Genomic DNA, 17,868 nt, shown 5'->3' with positions numbered 1-17,868 from the left:
ACCGCACCACGGAAGGGCCCCGGCTTCGGCCGGGGCCCTTCGTCGCGTAGCGCTCGACGACGTGATGCTGCGTGAACCCGAGTCCTTCCCCCGCGGATGCTCACCCGGATACGACAATTACCGGATGACCGGACGCTCTCATCGGCAGCGGCACCGTCTACTTGGGTACGCGATGCCGCTGCTTGCGGCCACCGTCCTGCTGAGCGGATGCAGCATGGGTCTGTTCCAGTCGGATCCGACGTCCAACGACGACGCGGATCCGGGCGCGTTCCGCCCGCTTTACGACCAGGTCATGGCTGCACTCGCTCGACCATCACGATCTGAGCTACCGGCACTACAGCAGCTTCTCCCGCAGGAGCCCACCGATATGCTCCAGCGAGTCGTGGACCTATGCGGGGATATCGACACCAGCACTCGGCAACTTCACCTGGTCAACTCGCTCGATCCCTTCCACATCATGAGCGGGCATCTGACCGGTCGGAAGCGAAACTCGGCGGCGAACACCAGCTGCGGCCTCGCGCTGATGTGGGTGGCGTCTTCGACGCCCACCGGAGGAAGGCACTGGGAAATTCAAGCCTGGTCGCTGGACTCCACGCCGAGCCCTAGAGCAACGCCGGCCGTACGTCAGTCCTTGCGGGCCACGATCGTGTAGGTGCACGGCACGTGGTCGCGTAGTGCTTCGGGCCATGCGAAGCCGTCGGCCACCTCGACCATCTGAGGGCTGAAGCGCCACGGCAGCGTGCGGCCCTCGTCGAGGTGCACGAGGCGCAGTCCGGCGCGCAGCAGGCATCCGATGATCTCCGAGAGGGGATGCGGCCACTCATAGGTGCGGCGATGCGCGAGCGTTCCTTCGCCCACGTAGGAGGTCTCGGCATCCCACGACAGCGGCTCGCCGCTGCCGAAGTACGGATGCTGCAGCACCAGCGAGTCCGCGTTCTCGTCCAGAGAGTAGAGCACCGGATGCCCGTCCCGGATGAAGAACGTGCCACCCGGCCGCAACAGCTCGGTGATCTGCTGCGCCCAGCGATCGAGGTCGTTCAGCCAGGTGATCGTGCCGATGCTCGTGTAGACGAGATCGAAGTCGCCCGTGACCGCGGCGCGGGCATCCAGCACATCGGTCTCGACCCAGGCGGCGTCGAGTCCGAGATGTTCCGCTAGGCGCGCAGCGGATGCCAGTGCAGGCGCCGAGAAGTCGACCCCCGTCACGCGAGCCCCTGCCCGGGCGAGCGAGAGCGTGTCCGTGCCGATGTGGCATTGCAGATGGCACGCGTCGAGGTTCTGCACGGTGCCGTTTGGGAGGAACGGCGCCAGGGTCGCGAGGTCGTCGCGCACGATACCGCTCAGATGGTCTGGGTCGTCGAACGCGTCGAGACCGTACACCTGTTCGTGAAGAGGCACGCGGTCGTTCCAGTTGTCGAGGTTCGCCCGGCGCGCGGACTCCCAGTCGGGCGTGATCGAGGTCATGCGTCGAGTCTCCCAACGCTCACCGTTCATCTGCCTTTCGCTATTCAGGGCGCTTCAGAGAACGCTGATGCCGAGATGGTCGGCGAGCAGCGGTGCGAGCTCGAGCAGTTGCTGCTCACTGACCAGCGTCCCGCGCAGGTTCTCCACCCCGTGAATCTCGGACAACGCCGCGCCGCGGAGGTCGACGTCCTCGAGAACTGCGTGCTGAACGCCGAGCATCGCGACCTCGCAGTCGACGAAGGCGAGTCGACGTACTTTCGCCCCCTGCAGATCGATCTCTTCGATGCGGCATCCCACGAACTCCACGTCGGTGAGCTCCGCACTCCGCAGGTTGAGGTAGCCGAGTTTGCTGTTGCTGATGCGCACCGACTGCCATGCGGAATCGAAGAGCTCCGCCGAGCCGAGTCGGCAACCGTCGAGTTCGCAGAATCGCCAGCTGGAGTGTGCCGCGTTGAGCCCGACCACATCGAGTCGCTGGATCTGGGTCTCGTTGAACCTTGCGCGCGCCAGTGTGCTGTCGTCGAGTGTGAGGTTCTCGATCCGGCATTCGCTCACGAACAGATCGGCGAGGCTTCGACCCTCGACTCGCCCAGGGTTGATACGCACACCTTCCACCGAAGCTCCTTCGCGGAGCACATCGACGCCAGCCTCCTCGAGATCGGTGAGTTTCAACGCATCAATCGAGGGAGAACGACGACTCTTCGGCATAGACGTCAATGTAGCGATGACCCCGGACGGTGCCCGTGGAACAAGGCTGGCTGCCAGGCTTGTTCCATGGCCGAGGACCCCGTGGAACGCGAAACGCTAGACATCCTTCATCTCCCCGCCCCAGCCACGTTCGACAGGGTCGAGGTTCGGCGCATCACGATCGCTCCGAACTTTCACGCCGGTGCCCACTGGCACAACGGCCCCGTCTTCGGAGTCGTCGAGTCCGGGTCCGTGTACTTCCAGGTCGGCCAGGATGACCAAGTCACACTTCGCCCGGGTGAGACCTTCTACGAGCCGGCGGACGAGACGATCACCCGATTCGACGCCACCGAGGAGGGCGTCACGTTCCTCGGCTGGTTTCCCCTCCCGCCGTACACCGAGCCCGAGTTGACCATGGGCGACGCCCCGTCGTAGCGCTCACGTGACGACAGAGGTCGACGCCGACAACGGTGTGGCGATGTCCTCCAACGACCTGTTCTCCGCGTCGACACCGAGGAACACCTCCACGAGCCCGGCCGCGATCATGAGTGCGGCGCCGATGAAGTAGCCGAATGCGACCGCTCCGATGCCGATCGAAACGAACTGGCCGAACAGGAGAGGGCCGATGATGCCGCCGAGGCCGGTGCCCACCGCGTAGAAGAAGGCGATGGACATGGCGCGGGTTTCCATCGGAAAGATCTCGCTCACCGTCAGATAAGCAGCGCTCGCCCCGGCCGAGGCGAAGAAGAACACGACGACCCAGCACGCCGTCAGCCAGACCGCATCCAGAAGGCGCAGGTCGAACAGGATGCCCGTGCCCACGAGCAGCACGCCGCTGCCGATGTAACACACGGAAATCATCACCCTGCGTCCGATCGTGTCGAACAGCCGCCCTAGCAATAGCGGCCCGAGAAAATTGCCGACGGCGATCGGAACGAGTGCCCATGGCGCCACATCATCCGGAACCTTCAGCAGCTGGGTCAGCACCAAGGCATAGGTGAAGAAGACCGCGTTGTAGAGGAACGCCTGCCCGATGAACAACGAGAGGCCGAGCACGAATCGCTTCGGATACTTCGTGATCGCGACGCGCGCGATCTCGCCGAAACCCGTCGAACGTCGCTGATGGATCTCCATCGCTTCGTCATCCTCGACGGCTGGAAGCTCCTCCCCGACTTCGTCTTTCACCTCCTTCTCGATCTCGAGCACATCCTTGTCTGCGTCTTCGTCGTAGCCATGGATGACCATCCATCGCGGCGACTCGGGCACGTTGCGCCGCACCGACAGGATGCTCAGCCCGAGCACTGCGCCGAGGCCGAACGCGAGGCGCCATCCGATGTTCGGGGCGAAGATGCTCGTGTTCAGCAGCACAACGGTGAGCATGGCGCCGAAGGCGGTACCCAGCCAGTACGAGCCGTTGATCGCGAGGTCGACCACTCCTCGGCGCTTCGCCGGGATGAGCTCGTCGATCGCCGAATTGATGGCCGAGTACTCACCTCCGATCCCCGCTCCGGTGAAGAACCGGCACGCGAAGAAGAAGAGAGGCGTGAACGAGAACGCCGTCGCCACGGTCGCCAGCAGATAGAGGCCGAGGGTGATCATGAAGAGTTTCTTGCGACCGAAGCGGTCTGTCAGATACCCGAAGACCAAGGCTCCGACGCACGCTCCGGCCACATATATGGCGGCCGCCAGTCCCACCTCACCTGGTGTGAGCCCGAGCCCACTGGACGCCTCGGTGAGTCGGCTACCGATGGCTCCGACGATTGTCACCTCGAGGCCGTCGAGAATCCAGACGGTACCGAGCCCGACGACGACCATCCAGTGCCAGCGCGACCACGGCAGCCTGTCGAGTCGTGCAGGGATCGTGGTTTTGACCGTCTTCAATTCCTGTTGCGGCATGGATTCCCCCTCGAACCGCGTGGCCCGAGCCACGCATGGTCGCAGGCTAGGAGGGGCCATCGGGGGCGCTCAATCCGTTGCGGTCCTGCGGACCACGCGCTATGCGGCCGGTTCCGGGACGAAGAAACCCCCGCAATCCCAAGGGGGATTCGGGGGTTCAACTGGCGGAGTCGGAGGGATTTGAACCCTCGGTCCCCGTGAGGGGACTCCACCTTAGCAGGGTGGTGCACTCGACCGGACTATGCGACGACTCCATGCGGGCCCGCCTGGCGGACACACGCCCACCATCATAACGGACCTCAACCGGCTCTTCGAACGCGCCCGACTGCAGGGACGCCGGCCGAACGCGTTGGCTTGTGGTGGGCGCCGCCCTTGACCGCGTCGGCGCCGACCCGAAGAGTGGTGGGGTGACACTCGACCTCGATCCCGTGTGGCGATCGCTCGACGACAGGGTGGCATCCGGATGGGCGCCCGGCATCGTCGCGGGCGTTCGCCACGGCGGCACGACCCACTTCCATACGACCGGCAGCTACGACCTGCAGGACACTGCGCCGATGACCGCGGACACCCCGTTCCGCATCGCGTCGCTCACCAAGATCGCGGCGGGCGTTCTCGCCGGGTCGCTGATCGCCGAGGGACGACTTCGACTCGACGACGAGATCGCCGAGTGGATGCCCGAGCTCGCGTCACCCCGCGTGCTTCGCTCCCCCACGGCCGACCTCGACGACACTGTTCCCACCGACCGCGGCATCACGGTGCGCGACCTTCTCACATTCACCACCGGACTCGGGGTGCAGTTCGAGGACGCACCGCTCTCGCGAGAACTCCGAACCTTCGGGTTCGGTCCGCTGTCGCCTCCCTGGCCTGCGGACCAGTACCTCGCGCGGATCGCCTCACTTCCGCTCGCCCATCAGCCAGGGTCGCATTGGATGTACCACACAAGCGCCGACCTGCTCGGAGTTCTGCTCGCCCGGGTCACCGGTAAGGCGCTCCACGAGCTGCTCCGCGACGTCATCACCGCGCCGCTCGGCCTGACCCGCACGGGATTCTTCGCGACCGAGCCGCTGCCGACGCAATACCGCCCAGAGGGCGACGGCATCGGGGTGGCGACGGAGTACGACGGCGCGTTCTCGTCCCAGCCCGCGTTCGAGAGCCTCGGCGGCGGGCTCGTCTCGACGGTGCCGGAGTACCTGCGGTTCTTGAGCGCGCTGGCCGACGGCGAGCTGCTTCCGGCCGACGTGCTCGCGCAGATGACGACGGCACAGCTGGATGCCCGGCAGCAGGCCGGCCCCACGCAGCTCGCCGGACCGGGCGTCGGGTGGGGCTGGTGCGTGTCGGTCGAAGACGGCAGCTCACGCCCGTGGTCTGCACCGGGCCGTTGGGGCTGGACGGGAGGCTCCGGAACCAGCGCCTATGTCGATCCGTCGCGCGGCCTGATCGGCGTCGTGATGAGCCAACGCTTCATGGCCGGGCCGCAGGAGGACTTCGGGTACTTCTGGGCGCCTCTGGCGGCATCCATCGACGACGCCTGAGCCCCAGGATCGCGGGCGAGCCTGAGCGGCTGACGGGTGAAGCGGCCGGTCGGTGGTGCCGCTACCCGGCGCCGTTCGAACAGGTCTGGGTCGCGGCGGTCTGACCATGCACGTTGTCACTCAGCGGCACCGGAGTAGAGGTCGGAGTCGGAGTCCCGGACGGGGTCGCCGGACTCGTGCTCGTCTTGCTCGACTTCTTGCCGGTGCTCGGCGCGGGCGTGCTGCTGGGTGTCGGCTGCTGAGCGGGCTGAGTGGATGCCGTCACGGAGCCGTCACCGGTGCCACCGGTGATCTGCACGTACTGGTCGTTGATGATCGCCTGGTTGAGCGTCTGCGCCGCCGCGTCGTCGGGCACAACACGGTTGCTGTCGTCGGGATCCGTCACGACCGGGTACTGCACGAACGCGATGTTGCTCCAGCTCAGGCCCTTGAGAGCCATGGCGATCTGGTACAGCGTCGTCACGTTCAGGTTGTCGGAGAGCCGAACGTTACTGGTCGTGGCCTTGGCAAGGCCCCACACTTTCGCGGGGTTGGTCAGGGTTCCGTTGCTCATGATGGTGCGCACCAGCGAGGAGAGGAACACCTGCTGGTTGCTGATGCGCGCGAGGTCGGAGCCGTCGTTCAGGCCGTGGCGAGTGCGGAGGAACTCGGCGGCATCCTGCCCCTGAAGGGTCACGTTGCCTGCGGGCAGAACGAGGCTGGTGTCTGGATCGTTGATGCCGTTTCCGCCGATGCAGACCTGAACACCGCCGACCGCGTTCGACATCGCGACGACGCCCTCGAACGTGATCTCGGCCGCGAACGGGATCTTGATGCCGGTCATCTGCGTGACGGTGTCGGCCACGCAGCTCATCCCGCCCTCGGAGAGCGTGGTGTTGAACTGCGCCTGGTCCTGCGCGTAGTTGTTGCCGCACGCGGGAATCGGCACCATCAGGTCGCGTGGATAGCTGACCACGATCGCGTGGGTGTGGTCGGAGGAGAGGTGCAGCAGCATCGTCACGTCGTTGTTGCCGGCGCCCGAGCTGTCATCGAGCGTGCCCCATGCACCGCCCTGCCCGCTGCGGGTGTCGGTGGCTGCGACCAGAATGTTGACGCCGCCCTGAAGTGCCGCAATGTTCGGGATCGGCTGTGACGCCTCACCGTGCAGGTGGAAGGACTGCTTGGTGCCGCTCACCAGGTTCACTGCGGCGACCCCGGCGATGCCGAGCACGCTCACCACGGCGACGGCGACCACGGATGCGACGACCTTGCCGAACGTCGCCCAAGGCTGCGCGCGCAGACGCCCGTGCCGCGCGATGCCCTTCGGCGATCGCTCGTTACGTGCAGCGGCACGAGTGTGCCTTGTTCCGTGGTCCGTCACGCGCGCCGCCTCCCGTGTCGTCGTGCTGGGCGTCCAATCCGCAAACCAGGCTAAACGACCCCTCTTTGGGAATCCCGGTAATACCTGTGTGCAACCTGAAAGGCACCACAAATCGTGATGCGCGGGCGGTCTCAGTCGACGAGGTCCCGCAGCCAGTCGAGCGCGACCGGAAGCGCCTCCAGCACCGCGACGTGACCGTCCGCCGGCCGCAACCACAGCTGCGCAGCCGGCAGGTTCGCGGCGAGCCACTCGCCGTGGGAACGAGGGATGACGCGGTCGAGTCCGCCCTGTACGACGAGCACCGGGCATCCGATCGCAGCGAGGTCGACGGCCCAGTCCTTGGTGAACGCCACGTCGTCGTCGATCTCACCCCACGGGATGCCGCCGTCGATCGTCGCCAGCGCGGAGGCACGGTTGGCGTCGGCTCCGAGCGAGGTCCACGCACCCTGGAGCGCCTGCCAGTCGGCGTCGATGAATGCCGACGGATCGAATTCGGCGGTCTCTCCGTAGAGGCGTCGGGCGTCGCGACCTTTCAACCCCGACTCGAGCCCGCCGGGCGACGCCATTCCTGCGAACCAGGGATAGGCATCCGTGTAGGGGGCGATGCTTGCGAACGTCACCGCCGCGAACACCCGCTCGTCGATCGCGGCGCACGCCAGCGCGTGCGGCCCGCCACCGGAGGCGCCCACCGTCGCGTAGCGCTCGAGCCCGAGCCCGTCGGCGACCGCGACGACATCGGCGGCGGCATCCGCCACGGTACGACCTTGCAGCACCGAGGTGCCGGGGTAACCGGCGCGAGCGCACGAGATGGCACGGATGCCCCGCGCGGCGGCCGCCCCGAGGATCGGCGGAAGAATCCGGCCGGTCTGCGGGGTGCCGTGATGCCAGATGATCGTGAGATCTCCGCTGGAGGGACCGGTGTCCCATGAGCGCACCACTCGGCCGTCGGCTAGGTCGATGTCACGCTCGATGGTCATCCGCACTCCCGTTCGTCGCACCCCGACAGTACTCTCCGTGAAGGGGCACTCAGCCCGACGACAATCCCAAACGCCCGTCTCTGGCTCTCGCCCGGTAGCGTTTTACGTCGGCGAAAAGAGGAGGTGCGGTGGCCTGGTTCCCATGGCGGAGACGCCGCATCCTCACGCCGTACAACGACGCCGCGATCGCCGAGAGACCGACCGCCACGGTCGAGCAGTCCGTCTCGGAAGGACTCATGATCGCCGAGTACGCGGTTCGTATGCGTCTCAAGAACGAGATCGCGGTCGGTGCGATCGTGTCACCCGAGGCATACGACGCACAGACGTACCTGCCTCAGGCATCCGCCGCGTTCAACGAGCTCGCCGACGAATCGCAGGAGGCCTCCGATCGCCTCACCGAAGAGCTCGCGAACACCATCGGTCGGGTCGGCAAGGCACAGCACGTGCACGACTACCGGCGCGGCGACGAGGCGAACGTGCGACATCGCCTGATGGTGGCGACCGAGGCCGCCAGCCTGCTGCGGCAGAAGGCGGGCGAAGACGAGTACCTTCTCGGGCTCGTGGAGCAGGCTCGGCAGGATGCCTGGCACGAGGTCAGCGCGTCGCTCGTGGACCACGCACTGCAATACGCCCCCGGCGCCCAGCACCGGCTGGATCCGGTCGATCGGGACATCGAGCTCGCCATCCTGCGCGCCGAGCTGGAGGCGATGGCCGAGGCGTAGTGCGGCGTGCGACCATCTAGGGGTGTCTGACGACCTCTTCGCCCCGATCGGCGCTCAGCCCGCCGAGCCGCCCGGGCGTCCGCCGCGCACCGCCACGCAGCTCTGGATGCTCGCGGCCGGCATGGTCGTGCTGCTCGTCGCATTCGTGGGCGGCGGCTTCGCCCTCTGGTCGATCGCCGACGGCATCCGATACGACACCGCCTTCGGATCCTGCTACCTCGTCGGGTCCCTGGATCCACGCCCCTGCTCCGACCTCACGGTACGCGAGATCGCGGCGCTCTCTGCGCTCGACCTGCCCGACGCGACGACGGTCGTCAGCTCGACGTCATCCCAGGCGGACGCCTTCGGCAACGCCACCATGCACGCCGTCGTGCTGCTGCCCGCCGATGCGGCGTCCCCGCTCGCTGCTGGTGCACCGCCGGACGAGGATCACGTCACGCGTCAGTTCGCGCAGACCACCACGCCGAGCGGGCGGGTGCGCATCGACATCCGCGTGAGCGTCTACGGCAAGCACTGACGCGTCCCACGCCCAAAGCACACGTCGCACCGCCCCCGCAAGGGGTTACGTCGACCGACCGACCGCGCCAGGGTTGGCTGCATGATTGCTCTAGCCGCAATATTGCTCATCGTCGGAGTCGTGCTCCTGCTTCTCGGCATCTTCGTGAACGCCGCGAACTTTCTCATCTGGATCGGAATCATCATCCTGATCGTCGCCGTCGTCGTCGGCTTGATCAGGCTCCTTCGCAGAAGCGTCTGAGTCGGCGCGGATGGGCCGGTCACGAGGCATTACGCCGAGTGACCGGCCTCAGCGTCGGCGCAGCCAGCGGTGGCTACCTTTGAGGTGAGGCACATACCCGCAGCAAAGGAACCCGTCCATGAGCACGTCAGCGCGCCATAGCGTCGACTCCTACCCCATAAGCCGCCGTACCGTTCTCGGTGCGGCGGCGCTCACGCCGCTGGCGGCCCTGCTCGCCGCGTGCGCGCCGACAGCCGGCGGAGGCCCGACATCCAGCCTCACGAATCAGCTGAACATCTACACCTGGCCCGACTACTTCAGCGGCCAGGACCTCGCGGCCTACGCCAAGAAGTACGGCGTGACGCCGAAGATCTCCACCTACACCGACAACAACACGTTGTTCACGAAGCTCAACTCGGCGGCCGGTGCCGGTTACGACATCGTTGTGCCGTCGTCGAGCTGGATCAAGCAGATCTCCGACAAGGGCCTGCTCGAAGAGATCGACCACGACCGGCTCGACCTCAAGAACCTCGACCAGTCGCTGCTCGACCGCAACTATGACCCGAACAACAAGTACTCCATCCCCAAGGACTGGGGCCTGCTCGGCGTCGTCTACGATCCGGATGCCACGGGTGGCGAGATCAAGACCTGGCAAGACTTCTTCGATGCGGGCGCCACGAGCGGTGCAAGCGGACGCATCCGCATGACGAGTGCGGCAGAGGAGACCGTCGGCCCTGCGCTCTGGGTGCAGGGCAAGGACTGGAACACCAAGAACGTCGACGACATCAAGGGCACTGAGGACTTCCTCACCACGTTCGCCAAGCACGTGAAGACGTTCTCGGCGTTCGACCCGAACGCGCTGAAGAGCGGCGCGATCGTGATGGCGCAGGCCAACCAGGCCGCCGCGCGGAACGCCATCCTGCTCAACCCGAAGCTGAAGTGGGTGGTGCCAGGGCCGACGAGCGAGCTCTGGGTCGACAGCTTCTCGATAGCGAAGGGCGCGCCCGACGTGGAGCGGGCATACCAGTTCCTCAGGTACCAGCTGACGCCGACCGTGCAGGTGAACGAGACGGTGTACCTGGGCTACCCGGCGTCGCTCAACGGGCTGAAGGACAAGCTGCCGTCGGGCGTCAAGCAAGCCGACCTCATCTTCGGCGGCACCGGCGTCGACTTCGACAAGCTGAGCAGTTTCGTGGTGAATCCCGACACATACCCGGCGTTCCAGGACATCCAGAACAAGGTGCAGGCCGCCGCCGGCGCGTAGCTGTCGCCTCCAGTCGGCCCGGACCCCACCCGCTGCCCTGCGGCGCACCTGCACCCGCACTCAGAACAGCGGATGTCGTCGGAAACAGCCGACATCCAGCTGTTTTCGGCGCGAGAGCGCGATCACTGCTGTTTCCAAGGCAGGTGGGAGTCGGGCGGGCGGCGGGCCTGAAGACCAAGGTGGGTGGGAGGATGTGCGGATGAGGCGTAGCGGTGACCACGTGCTCGCCGCCATACCGCTGGCCTGGCTGGCCGTTCTGTTCCTGGTGCCCCTTGGGTTCACGCTGGTGTACTCGTTCGGTACGAGCGGATTCGGCTCGGTGAAGCTCGGCTTCTCGTTCGACAACTACGTGCAGGCGCTCGGGCCGCTCTACCTCGAGACCTTCCTGCGCACCCTCGCGTTCGCCGTCGGCACGAGCCTGCTCTGTCTGGTGCTCGGGTATCCGATCGCGTACGCGATCGCGCGCCGAAGCGGTCGATTCAAAGTGGCGGCCTTCGCGATCATCCTGCTTCCCTACCTGGCCAGCCTGCTGATCAGGGTGATGTCATGGCAGATCCTGCTGGCACAGGGCGGTCCGCTCGAGCAGCTGTTGCGCACGGTGGGCATCCTGCACGCTCCGATCACCGTGCTCGACTCCCTGCCTGCGGTGATCATTGGCAGCATCGCGGTGTACCTTCCGATCGCGATCATCGCCCTGGCAGTGGTGCTCGACCGCATCCCGCCCGAGGTCGTCGAGGCGAGCCACGATCTCGGGGCATCCCCCGCGGCCACGTTCTGGACGGTGATCTTCCCGCTCAGCCGGCCCGGCATCGCCACGGCGGCGCTGCTCACCGCCGTTCCGATGCTCGGCGAACTGGTCATCCCCGTGCTGCTCGGCGGCAACAAGGGGCTGTTCCTGTCGCAGGCCATCTCGACCCAGTACGTGCAGTCGCAGAACTACGCGCTCGGCTCAGCGATGGTCGTGCTGCTGGTGATCGCGGTCGCCGTGATCGTCGCGCTGCTGGTGCGCCTCACGCGCGGGTTCGAGGGGACAGCGGGATGACCGTCCCTTCGCTCCTGCGCGACACCGGGCATTCACCGGTCGGAGGTCGCCGAGCGCGCCTCGCCACCGGCATCGTGCTGTGGACGTGGTACGGCATCGCCGTGGTGTTCCTGTTCGCGCCCATCGCGACGGCCATCGTCTACTCGTTCAACGTCGGCGTCGCAGGCAAGCAGACCTCGGCGTTCACGGGCTTCACGTGGAACTGGTACGGGCACACCTTCGGCGATCCGACCATCGCACAGGCGACGATCACCAGCCTCGTCGTGTCGTTGTGGGCCGCGCTCATCGCGGTCGTCATCGGCACCGTGCTCGGCATCGAGCAGGTGCGCAACCCCAGCCGGGCGGTGCGCCGCGTCCTGACCGGGCTCACGTTCATCCTGCTGATCGTTCCGGAGACGGTGCTCGGCGTCTCGCTGCTGCTCTTCTACACCGAGACGCACATTCCGCTCGGGCAGTTCCCGCTGATCGCGGCGCTCACCCCGCCGAGCATCTCCGTCGTGGCATTCGTGATCAGGGCCCGGGTGCTGACCCTGGATGTCCAGATCGAAGACGCCGCAGCCGACCTCGGTGCCGGCCGCCTGACCACCCTGCGCCTCGTGGTGCTCCCGCAGCTCGGGCTCGCCATCGGTGCGGCAGCGCTGATCGCGTACACCTTCGCGTTCGACAACGTGGTGATCGCGAACTTCCTCTCGACGCCAACGGTCAACGTGCTCACCGTGTATCTGTACGGCACGCTGCAGTACGGCGCGACGCCGGCCGTCTACGCCACAGCGACCCTCATCTTCGTGTTCACGGTGGTCGCGCTCGGCCTCGCCGGACTGTTGCTTCGGGCCGCGCTGCGTGTGCGTCGCCGGTGAGAGCGGAGTCGCGAAAGTGGTCTACCCGATTCGCGGCTGTGCCGATAGAAACGTATGAGGGGGCACGACCGGCTTCGGACGGCCACGCCCGAGCGCGGTCAACGAGGAAGGCGACAGCTGTGAGCAAACACGCGATCCACGCGTTCTCTGACGATGCCGATGCGGACTACGAGATCCGAACGGTACTCGGCAGCGCGAAATCGGGGGCATCCGACATCGGTGAGGTGCTGGCCGCTGTCGCCGGCATCAAGGGCAAGGACCATCGTGGGTGGTACGAGGCATGGGTAGCCCTCGGGGATCGCATCGCTTCGGAGGCCGACGCGGCGGATGCCAAGGGGCACGGTGTGAGCGCGGCCGGAGCGTATCTGCGGGCATCCAACTACTACGCCGTCGCGGTGAACGCCGCGTCGGCGCTCGACTCCGGGGACGAACTGCTCGCCGTCTTCCGGAAGCACCGCGCGGCGTGGGACCGCTTCATCAACACCACCACTGACGTGCACGCTGAGCGGGTCGCGATTCCGTACGAGTCCACGACGCTGCCCGGGTACGTATTCCGCCCGCGTGAGACATCCGCGACCACTCCGCTGCTCATCGGTACGAACGGCAGCGACGGGCCCATCACCTCGATGTGGTCGACCTGCGCCTTCGGGGCTCTGCGCCGCGGCTATACCGTGGTCGTCTACGACGGCCCTGGACAGCAGTCGATGCTGTTCGAACAGAAGACGACGTTCCGGCCGGACTGGGAGGCCGTGCTCACACCGGTTCTCGACTTCGCGCTCGGCCTCGACGGCGTCGACGCGAAGCGCGCGGCCGTCTACGGCATCAGCCAGGCCGGCTACTGGGTACCGAGAGCCCTCGCGTTCGAGCACCGCTTCGCTGCGGCGATCGCAGACCCGGGCGTCGTCGATGTCTCCACATCGTGGACGTCGCACCTGCCGAAGAGTCTGCTCAACCTGCTCGACAAGGGCGAGAACGAGAAGTTCGACAAGGAGATGGCGCTGGGGCTCAAGTTCCAGCCCGGCAACGCCGCAACGTGGGCGTTCCGAGCCCGACCGTACGGCGATCTCGGCTACGCGGAGACGCTGAACGAGGTGCGCAAGTACGACGTCACGAGCGTCGCGTCGCAGATCACCACGCCTCTGCTGATCACAGCACCGGAGGGCGAGCAGTTCTGGCCGGGCCAGTCCGAGCGGCTCGCCGGCCTCACACCCGAGGTCTCGACGCTCGTGCCGTTCACTGCGGAGGAGGGAGCCGACCTGCACTGTCAGCCGCTCGCCAGAACGCTGACGGATGACCGCATGTTCGACTGGCTCGACGAGCGCTTCGCCGCGGTGGGGTGAGGCCGGCGTCCCGGCGGGACGCACTCCCAATCGCAGGTGAGCGCGAGCGCGTCTCCGGGCGACAGCTCGGTCAGCGGCGACGTCGCCTCCAGCTCGACCAGGGCTGCAGTGCAGGCGAGGCCACCGAGTTCCGCGAGCGGTTCCTCCGTCGGAGTCTGCATCCACACTTGTGCGGCGCATCCGTCGGGGTACTCCGCGGTTGCCTCGACGCCAAACCGGAGTCGCAGGGCTGAACCGTCGGCGTGCACGACTTCGACAGTACCGATGGAGTCCGCAAAGCCGAGCTTTCCGATTGCCTGCGCGAACGGAACGTGGATGAGGCCCTCCGCGTTCTCTGTCGTCATCGACCCGCGCAGCGAGAACAGCGGCACCGGGTCTGCCGTGCCCCGCACCCGGACGAAGACACCAGGGCCCGGTCGATCGAGGTCGTCGTCGGCGACGGGCACCTGCGCGATCTCCCACCCCGCCCATCGGCGCGGCCGGTGCGACTCGTTGCGCAGGGTCGTGGTGATGCGCATGCCATCGTCGCGGGCTTCGATCTCGCGGGTCATCCGCAACCCGGTGATCACGTCATAACCACTCCGTAAGAGCAGTCGGCGATCGGATGCCTCCACCACGTCGAACGCACCGGCATCGAACACGGCGTCGGGCGGGCCGTGCCACTGGTCGTCGCGCTCCCAGCCCTGCGGAGCGACCCAGGACTTGTCTCCGCCCCAGTTCTGCCAGGTCGCGAAGCCATCAAATGACTCGGGATGCGCGAGCGGCACCCGAGGCTGAAGCGCATCGTCCAGCAGGTCGGGGTTGCGCCACAGAAATGGGATTCCAGCGCGGTCGAGAGCGAGCACACGGCCACCGAGTCGCGGAGCCACGACCACGCGCACGTCGCCGGAACGCAGGATATGCAGCGGCGTCTCCGGCTTCATGTCCGAGGTGGCTTTCTTGGGGTAGGTCACTCGGGATCTTCCGGGGCGAACAGCAAGAGCTCGGGAAGGCTGGTCGCGAAGTAGTCGGTGCGACCATCCGAGCGCACAGCCGCAGGCGGAGCGACGATCGGCCGACCCTCGCCAAGGGACTCGGGGGGCGTGCCCTGAGGCAGTCTCAGCGCGGAGCGCGCAGCATCCCAGACAGCGAGCGCCTTGCCTTCGCCACCTTCCCACGGCTGGAACCTGCGTGAGTCGAGCATCCTCAAGGCGTCCGCCGCTGAGCCCTGCGCTGTGAGCAGCCCGGCGAGCTGCAAGACCAGGTCGTCGCGCTGCTCGACGAGCGGGCGATTCGCCTGCAGCCGGGCGAGGCGTTCTTGCTGGTCGTGCCCGAGACGCGCAGCGAGCTGGTCGACCTCGAAGAGCAGCCGGGCGTCGTCGGGCGCGAGTTCGAATGCCCGCACGTAATGCCTCCACGCGGCATCCTCGTCTCCGAGCACGTTGTACGACGAGAGCCCGAGGTTGCGGTGCAGCCTTGCACGATCCGCTCCTCGATCGGCCGCGCCCTTCGCCGCGCGCGACCACAGGCGCACCGCCCAAGCACGACGGCCGGCGTCGTACAGCAGCATGCCGAGCAGTTCCGCCGCCAGGTCGTCAGATTCGTCGACGACGAGCGCGGCGCGCAGAGCGTCGTGCGCGTGAAGCCCCACTGGAAAGCACCACGTCGAGTCGGATGCCTGTGCCTGTGCTCGCGCATCCGCCGCCTCGTCCGCTCTTCCCTGACGATCGAGGATGCGCGCCCGCGCGTAGTGCGCGACGGGCGCGAGGTTGCCGGCGGAAGTGGGGGCGAACGCGGCGGCGTGCGCCAGAACGTCGAGTGCGGCATCCGCCTCGCCGAACGATTCGAGCTCCATGCCGAGGTCGAAGGCCAGCCCGGCGTCGTCCGGATGTGCTCCGTCGGCCAGATATCGGAACAGGACGTCGAGCGGGCTGTCGGCGAGCGCTGCCGCGCAGGTCACCGCAGCCTCGGCTGACCGGCCGAGTCGCCTTAGCGCCACGACACGCAACGCGACGAGACGTGGGTCATCGGTGCCGGAGCGCAGCAACGCCTCGACGTCGGCCAACGCGGATGCCGTGCGCCCGGCCGCAAGCTCGAGTCGAGCCGAGACCACCCCCGCCGGCACGCTCCATTTGCGATCCCACCCGGCCTTGGCGAGAACCCGCCGCGCCTCATCGAGCTGTCCGACTCTCGCCAGGACCAGGCCCAGCAGGTAGTACGGTTCCCCGTCGTTCGGGTTCTCGTTGCGCACCGTCACCCGTCGCACGGCCGCGCGGGCGTGCGACAGCGCAGTCTCGTCGTCCCCGGCCCGTAGCGCGCGATCGGCCAGTGCGAGGTTCGTACGTGAGTCTCCGGGGTCGCGCCTCAGCGCTTCGCGCCAGTACGGAAGCGGTGATCGGGTGGGGTGACGGTACTGCTGCAGATGCTGCCCGGTGAGGAACAGCTCCTCCACGGTCTCGATCTCGTTCGGCTGCGGCGGCTCCGTCGCAATCCACGGCTCGACGTCGTCGGCCTCCACGAGCCGCCACTCCAGTACGACGGAGCCCGCCTCGATGAGCTGTACTCGCACGGCTGCCACATCGACGCCTGCGGGAAGCGACGCGTCGAGTCGCACCACCTGCCCCGGGTCGACGCGGTCGTGCAGTTCCGCGAGGATCTGATCCCTTGCGGATGTCGAGCCGCCGGCACGCTCGGACTCGGCGAGAACGCGAAGTGTGGCATCCATGGGTCGCGTCACAGCGGCCGCGACCGAGATGCTCGACTGTCCCTGAGCGTCTGCCAACGCATGGTCGACGTGGAGCGCCGCGTGCCGGTTGGCCGCATGGGCGGCCCCGATGCCGGGGATCGGATACCAGTACTGGCTGAACCGCCGCACCTCCCCCGGCATGAGCCACGAGAAGTCGGGCTGGTTGTCGGTGAAGACGCCGGCCATAAGCTCGACGTACGGTCCGTCGGCGTCGGTGAGCTGCCGATCCCAGGCGTGGCCGAAGGCGGAGTTTCCCCAGGTCCACTGCTTTTTGCCAGGCGAAATGCGCCGATCGGCCCAGTGCACGACGCCGGCGCCAGCGGCATGGTCGTATCCGCCGAAGAACGCGTCGTCGGTGTCGACCACCATGTACGAGGTGGGCACCGGGATGTTGCGGTAGAAGTCGATGCGGTCGGCCGGCGGCTGGGCATCCGGATCGGCTGCGGCGCGCGCCGGGTAGTCGACCTCGTAGTAGGTGCGGTCGGCGGCGGGGAACGCGGTGAGGGCGCGCCGGGCGTGATCGGCGACGTAGCGCACGTCCTGCGGAAAGAAGGACTGGTACCGGTCGTGCACGGCAACCGCGGCATTCGCCCACCACAGGAACGTCTGCCTCTGATCAGTGCGGTTGTGCAGTCGCACCTCGATCTCGACCGCCGAGCTGTCGGCGTGCAACCGGATACCGTGCGTCTCGGCCATGCGCGTGAAGGGGTCGTGGTCGGTGCACCAGACCGTCACGCTGCCGTCTTCGCCGTGCTCGACCTCGAAGTCCATCGGCAAGTACGTTGCGGGACGGTGGTGCTGCGGCCAGTTGAACTCGAGTCCGCCGCTGATCCACGGACCCGTGAGTCCGACCAGTGCCGGCTTGATCACGTGGTTGCGGTAGAAGAAGTCATAGCCGGTCGTCTTGTCGAGACCGGTGTAGATGCGTCCGCCCAGCTCGGGCAGCACCACGAGGTGCACATAGCGGTTCTCCAGGTGCACCGTCTTCCAGGCGTGGTCGACGGGCTCCTGAGCGATGCGCTCGATGAACGGCAGCGGGTACACACGGCCGCTCGATCCCTGGTACACCCTGCGGTCGAGGTACATCGGCAGCCGTGAGGGTTCGAGCGGCTCGTAGGTGGGAAGCACGAGGTCTTCCACCCATGCGGCGGCACGGATGCCGTCTCGCGGGTCGAGCCTGTCGTCGCCGTTCTGCGTATGCCCGGCATCGAGGTCAAGGGTCATGGTTCCACCAAGGGTCGTCGGAGCGGACGGGGAAAGAGGTCG

Annotated in this window: 17 protein-coding genes and 1 tRNA gene; 10 read left to right on the top strand and 8 right to left on the bottom strand. The window is 67.0% G+C overall.

Annotated elements, in window-relative coordinates; genetic code table 11:
• The first annotated feature begins 124 nt into the window (after nucleotides 1-124).
• Nucleotides 125-652, top strand: coding sequence for a hypothetical protein (locus ACYVDN_RS14585; protein WP_460572903.1), 528 nt, complete (start codon nucleotides 125-127; stop codon nucleotides 650-652).
• Here ACYVDN_RS14585 and ACYVDN_RS14580 read toward each other — a convergent pair.
• Together ACYVDN_RS14580 and ACYVDN_RS14575 are read right to left on the bottom strand one after the other, a co-directional pair.
• Nucleotides 625-1,464, bottom strand: a complete 840-nt coding sequence (locus ACYVDN_RS14580) for a class I SAM-dependent methyltransferase (protein ID WP_460572902.1) — start codon at nucleotides 1,462-1,464, stop codon at nucleotides 625-627. The two genes, ACYVDN_RS14585 and ACYVDN_RS14580, sit on opposite strands and share 28 nt — an antisense overlap.
• A 54-nt stretch (nucleotides 1,465-1,518) precedes the next feature.
• Nucleotides 1,519-2,079: a pentapeptide repeat-containing protein gene (locus tag ACYVDN_RS14575; protein ID WP_460572901.1), complete on the bottom strand. Its 561-nt coding sequence runs from the start codon at nucleotides 2,077-2,079 to the stop codon at nucleotides 1,519-1,521.
• 159 nt (nucleotides 2,080-2,238) lie between these two features.
• On the opposite strand from ACYVDN_RS14575, the gene ACYVDN_RS14570 reads away from it, so the two are divergent.
• Nucleotides 2,239-2,586, top strand: a complete 348-nt coding sequence (locus tag ACYVDN_RS14570) for a cupin domain-containing protein (RefSeq protein ID WP_460572900.1) — start codon at nucleotides 2,239-2,241, stop codon at nucleotides 2,584-2,586.
• A 3-nt stretch (nucleotides 2,587-2,589) separates the two neighbouring features.
• Here ACYVDN_RS14570 and ACYVDN_RS14565 read toward each other — a convergent pair whose 3' ends face one another.
• Entirely contained in the window at nucleotides 2,590-4,047 is a 1,458-nt protein-coding gene (locus ACYVDN_RS14565) for an MFS transporter (protein ID WP_460572899.1), read from the bottom strand.
• Nucleotides 4,048-4,209: 162 nt separating this feature from the next.
• Nucleotides 4,210-4,301, bottom strand: a tRNA-Ser gene (locus ACYVDN_RS14560).
• 153 nt (nucleotides 4,302-4,454) lie between these two features.
• Between ACYVDN_RS14560 and ACYVDN_RS14555 the strand changes: the two genes are divergently transcribed.
• On the top strand, nucleotides 4,455-5,579 hold the full coding sequence (locus ACYVDN_RS14555) for a serine hydrolase domain-containing protein (RefSeq protein WP_460572898.1): 1,125 nt from the start codon (nucleotides 4,455-4,457) through the stop codon (nucleotides 5,577-5,579).
• A gap of 61 nt (nucleotides 5,580-5,640) precedes the next feature.
• On the opposite strand, the gene ACYVDN_RS14550 is transcribed toward ACYVDN_RS14555, so the two are convergent.
• Together ACYVDN_RS14550 and ACYVDN_RS14545 are read right to left on the bottom strand one after the other, a co-directional pair.
• Nucleotides 5,641-6,939 carry an LCP family protein gene (locus ACYVDN_RS14550; protein WP_460572897.1) on the bottom strand — a complete coding sequence of 433 codons (1,299 nt, stop codon included), beginning with the start codon at nucleotides 6,937-6,939 and terminating at the stop codon, nucleotides 5,641-5,643.
• A 131-nt stretch (nucleotides 6,940-7,070) separates the two neighbouring features.
• Nucleotides 7,071-7,916, bottom strand: coding sequence for an alpha/beta hydrolase (locus tag ACYVDN_RS14545; RefSeq protein ID WP_460572896.1), 846 nt, complete (start codon nucleotides 7,914-7,916; stop codon nucleotides 7,071-7,073).
• A gap of 128 nt (nucleotides 7,917-8,044) precedes the next feature.
• Here ACYVDN_RS14545 and ACYVDN_RS14540 point away from each other — a divergent pair, with 128 nt between their 5' ends.
• The 7 genes from ACYVDN_RS14540 (at nucleotide 8,045) to ACYVDN_RS14510 (ending at nucleotide 13,877) form a co-directional block, all read left to right on the top strand.
• On the top strand, nucleotides 8,045-8,638 hold the full coding sequence (locus ACYVDN_RS14540; RefSeq protein ID WP_460572895.1) for a hypothetical protein: 594 nt from the start codon (nucleotides 8,045-8,047) through the stop codon (nucleotides 8,636-8,638).
• A gap of 22 nt (nucleotides 8,639-8,660) precedes the next feature.
• Complete coding sequence (locus ACYVDN_RS14535; protein WP_460572894.1) at nucleotides 8,661-9,155, top strand: hypothetical protein; 495 nt, start codon at nucleotides 8,661-8,663, stop codon at nucleotides 9,153-9,155.
• An 81-nt stretch (nucleotides 9,156-9,236) separates the two neighbouring features.
• The gene (locus ACYVDN_RS14530) at nucleotides 9,237-9,395 is read left to right on the top strand and encodes a hypothetical protein (RefSeq protein WP_460572892.1); all 159 of its coding nucleotides are present in this window, start codon (nucleotides 9,237-9,239) and stop codon (nucleotides 9,393-9,395) included.
• A 118-nt stretch (nucleotides 9,396-9,513) separates the two neighbouring features.
• Nucleotides 9,514-10,638, top strand: coding sequence for a polyamine ABC transporter substrate-binding protein (locus tag ACYVDN_RS14525; protein ID WP_460572890.1), 1,125 nt, complete (start codon nucleotides 9,514-9,516; stop codon nucleotides 10,636-10,638).
• A gap of 199 nt (nucleotides 10,639-10,837) precedes the next feature.
• Nucleotides 10,838-11,680 carry an ABC transporter permease gene (locus tag ACYVDN_RS14520; protein WP_460572888.1) on the top strand — a complete coding sequence of 281 codons (843 nt, stop codon included), beginning with the start codon at nucleotides 10,838-10,840 and terminating at the stop codon, nucleotides 11,678-11,680.
• On the top strand, nucleotides 11,677-12,537 hold the full coding sequence (locus tag ACYVDN_RS14515; protein ID WP_460572886.1) for an ABC transporter permease: 861 nt from the start codon (nucleotides 11,677-11,679) through the stop codon (nucleotides 12,535-12,537). Before ACYVDN_RS14520 ends, ACYVDN_RS14515 begins: the two co-directional genes overlap by 4 nt.
• Nucleotides 12,538-12,656: 119 nt before the next feature.
• Nucleotides 12,657-13,877: an alpha/beta hydrolase family protein gene (locus tag ACYVDN_RS14510; protein ID WP_460572884.1), complete on the top strand. Its 1,221-nt coding sequence runs from the start codon at nucleotides 12,657-12,659 to the stop codon at nucleotides 13,875-13,877.
• On the opposite strand, the gene ACYVDN_RS14505 is transcribed toward ACYVDN_RS14510, so the two are convergent.
• Both ACYVDN_RS14505 and ACYVDN_RS14500 read right to left on the bottom strand, forming a co-directional pair.
• Nucleotides 13,802-14,830 (bottom strand): DUF4380 domain-containing protein, encoded by a 1,029-nt coding sequence (locus ACYVDN_RS14505; RefSeq protein ID WP_460572882.1) that lies wholly within the window; start codon nucleotides 14,828-14,830, stop codon nucleotides 13,802-13,804. The two genes, ACYVDN_RS14510 and ACYVDN_RS14505, sit on opposite strands and share 76 nt — an antisense overlap.
• A complete protein-coding gene (locus ACYVDN_RS14500; RefSeq protein ID WP_460572880.1) occupies nucleotides 14,827-17,826 on the bottom strand; it encodes a DUF5107 domain-containing protein in 3,000 nt (999 codons plus the stop codon). The genes ACYVDN_RS14505 and ACYVDN_RS14500 overlap by 4 nt, the downstream gene beginning before the upstream one ends.
• Between the last annotated feature and the right edge of the window lie 42 nt (nucleotides 17,827-17,868).

The organism is Humibacter soli (assembly GCF_054779035.1).
The sequence above is the reverse complement of the archived record's forward strand: the minus strand, read 5'-3'. Positions and strand labels throughout refer to the sequence as shown.

Coding starts and splice junctions, on each gene's coding strand:
- ACYVDN_RS14520 (WP_460572888.1), top strand. CDS start 10,838: ATGAGGCGTAGCGGTGACCACGTGCTCGCCGCCATACCGCTGGCCTGG.
- ACYVDN_RS14565 (WP_460572899.1), bottom strand. CDS start 4,047: ATGCCGCAACAGGAATTGAAGACGGTCAAAACCACGATCCCTGCACGA.
- ACYVDN_RS14580 (WP_460572902.1), bottom strand. CDS start 1,464: ATGACCTCGATCACGCCCGACTGGGAGTCCGCGCGCCGGGCGAACCTC.
- ACYVDN_RS14525 (WP_460572890.1), top strand. CDS start 9,514: ATGAGCACGTCAGCGCGCCATAGCGTCGACTCCTACCCCATAAGCCGC.
- ACYVDN_RS14545 (WP_460572896.1), bottom strand. CDS start 7,916: ATGACCATCGAGCGTGACATCGACCTAGCCGACGGCCGAGTGGTGCGC.
- ACYVDN_RS14585 (WP_460572903.1), top strand. CDS start 125: ATGACCGGACGCTCTCATCGGCAGCGGCACCGTCTACTTGGGTACGCG.
- ACYVDN_RS14570 (WP_460572900.1), top strand. CDS start 2,239: ATGGCCGAGGACCCCGTGGAACGCGAAACGCTAGACATCCTTCATCTC.
- ACYVDN_RS14500 (WP_460572880.1), bottom strand. CDS start 17,826: ATGACCCTTGACCTCGATGCCGGGCATACGCAGAACGGCGACGACAGG.
- ACYVDN_RS14530 (WP_460572892.1), top strand. CDS start 9,237: ATGATTGCTCTAGCCGCAATATTGCTCATCGTCGGAGTCGTGCTCCTG.
- ACYVDN_RS14515 (WP_460572886.1), top strand. CDS start 11,677: ATGACCGTCCCTTCGCTCCTGCGCGACACCGGGCATTCACCGGTCGGA.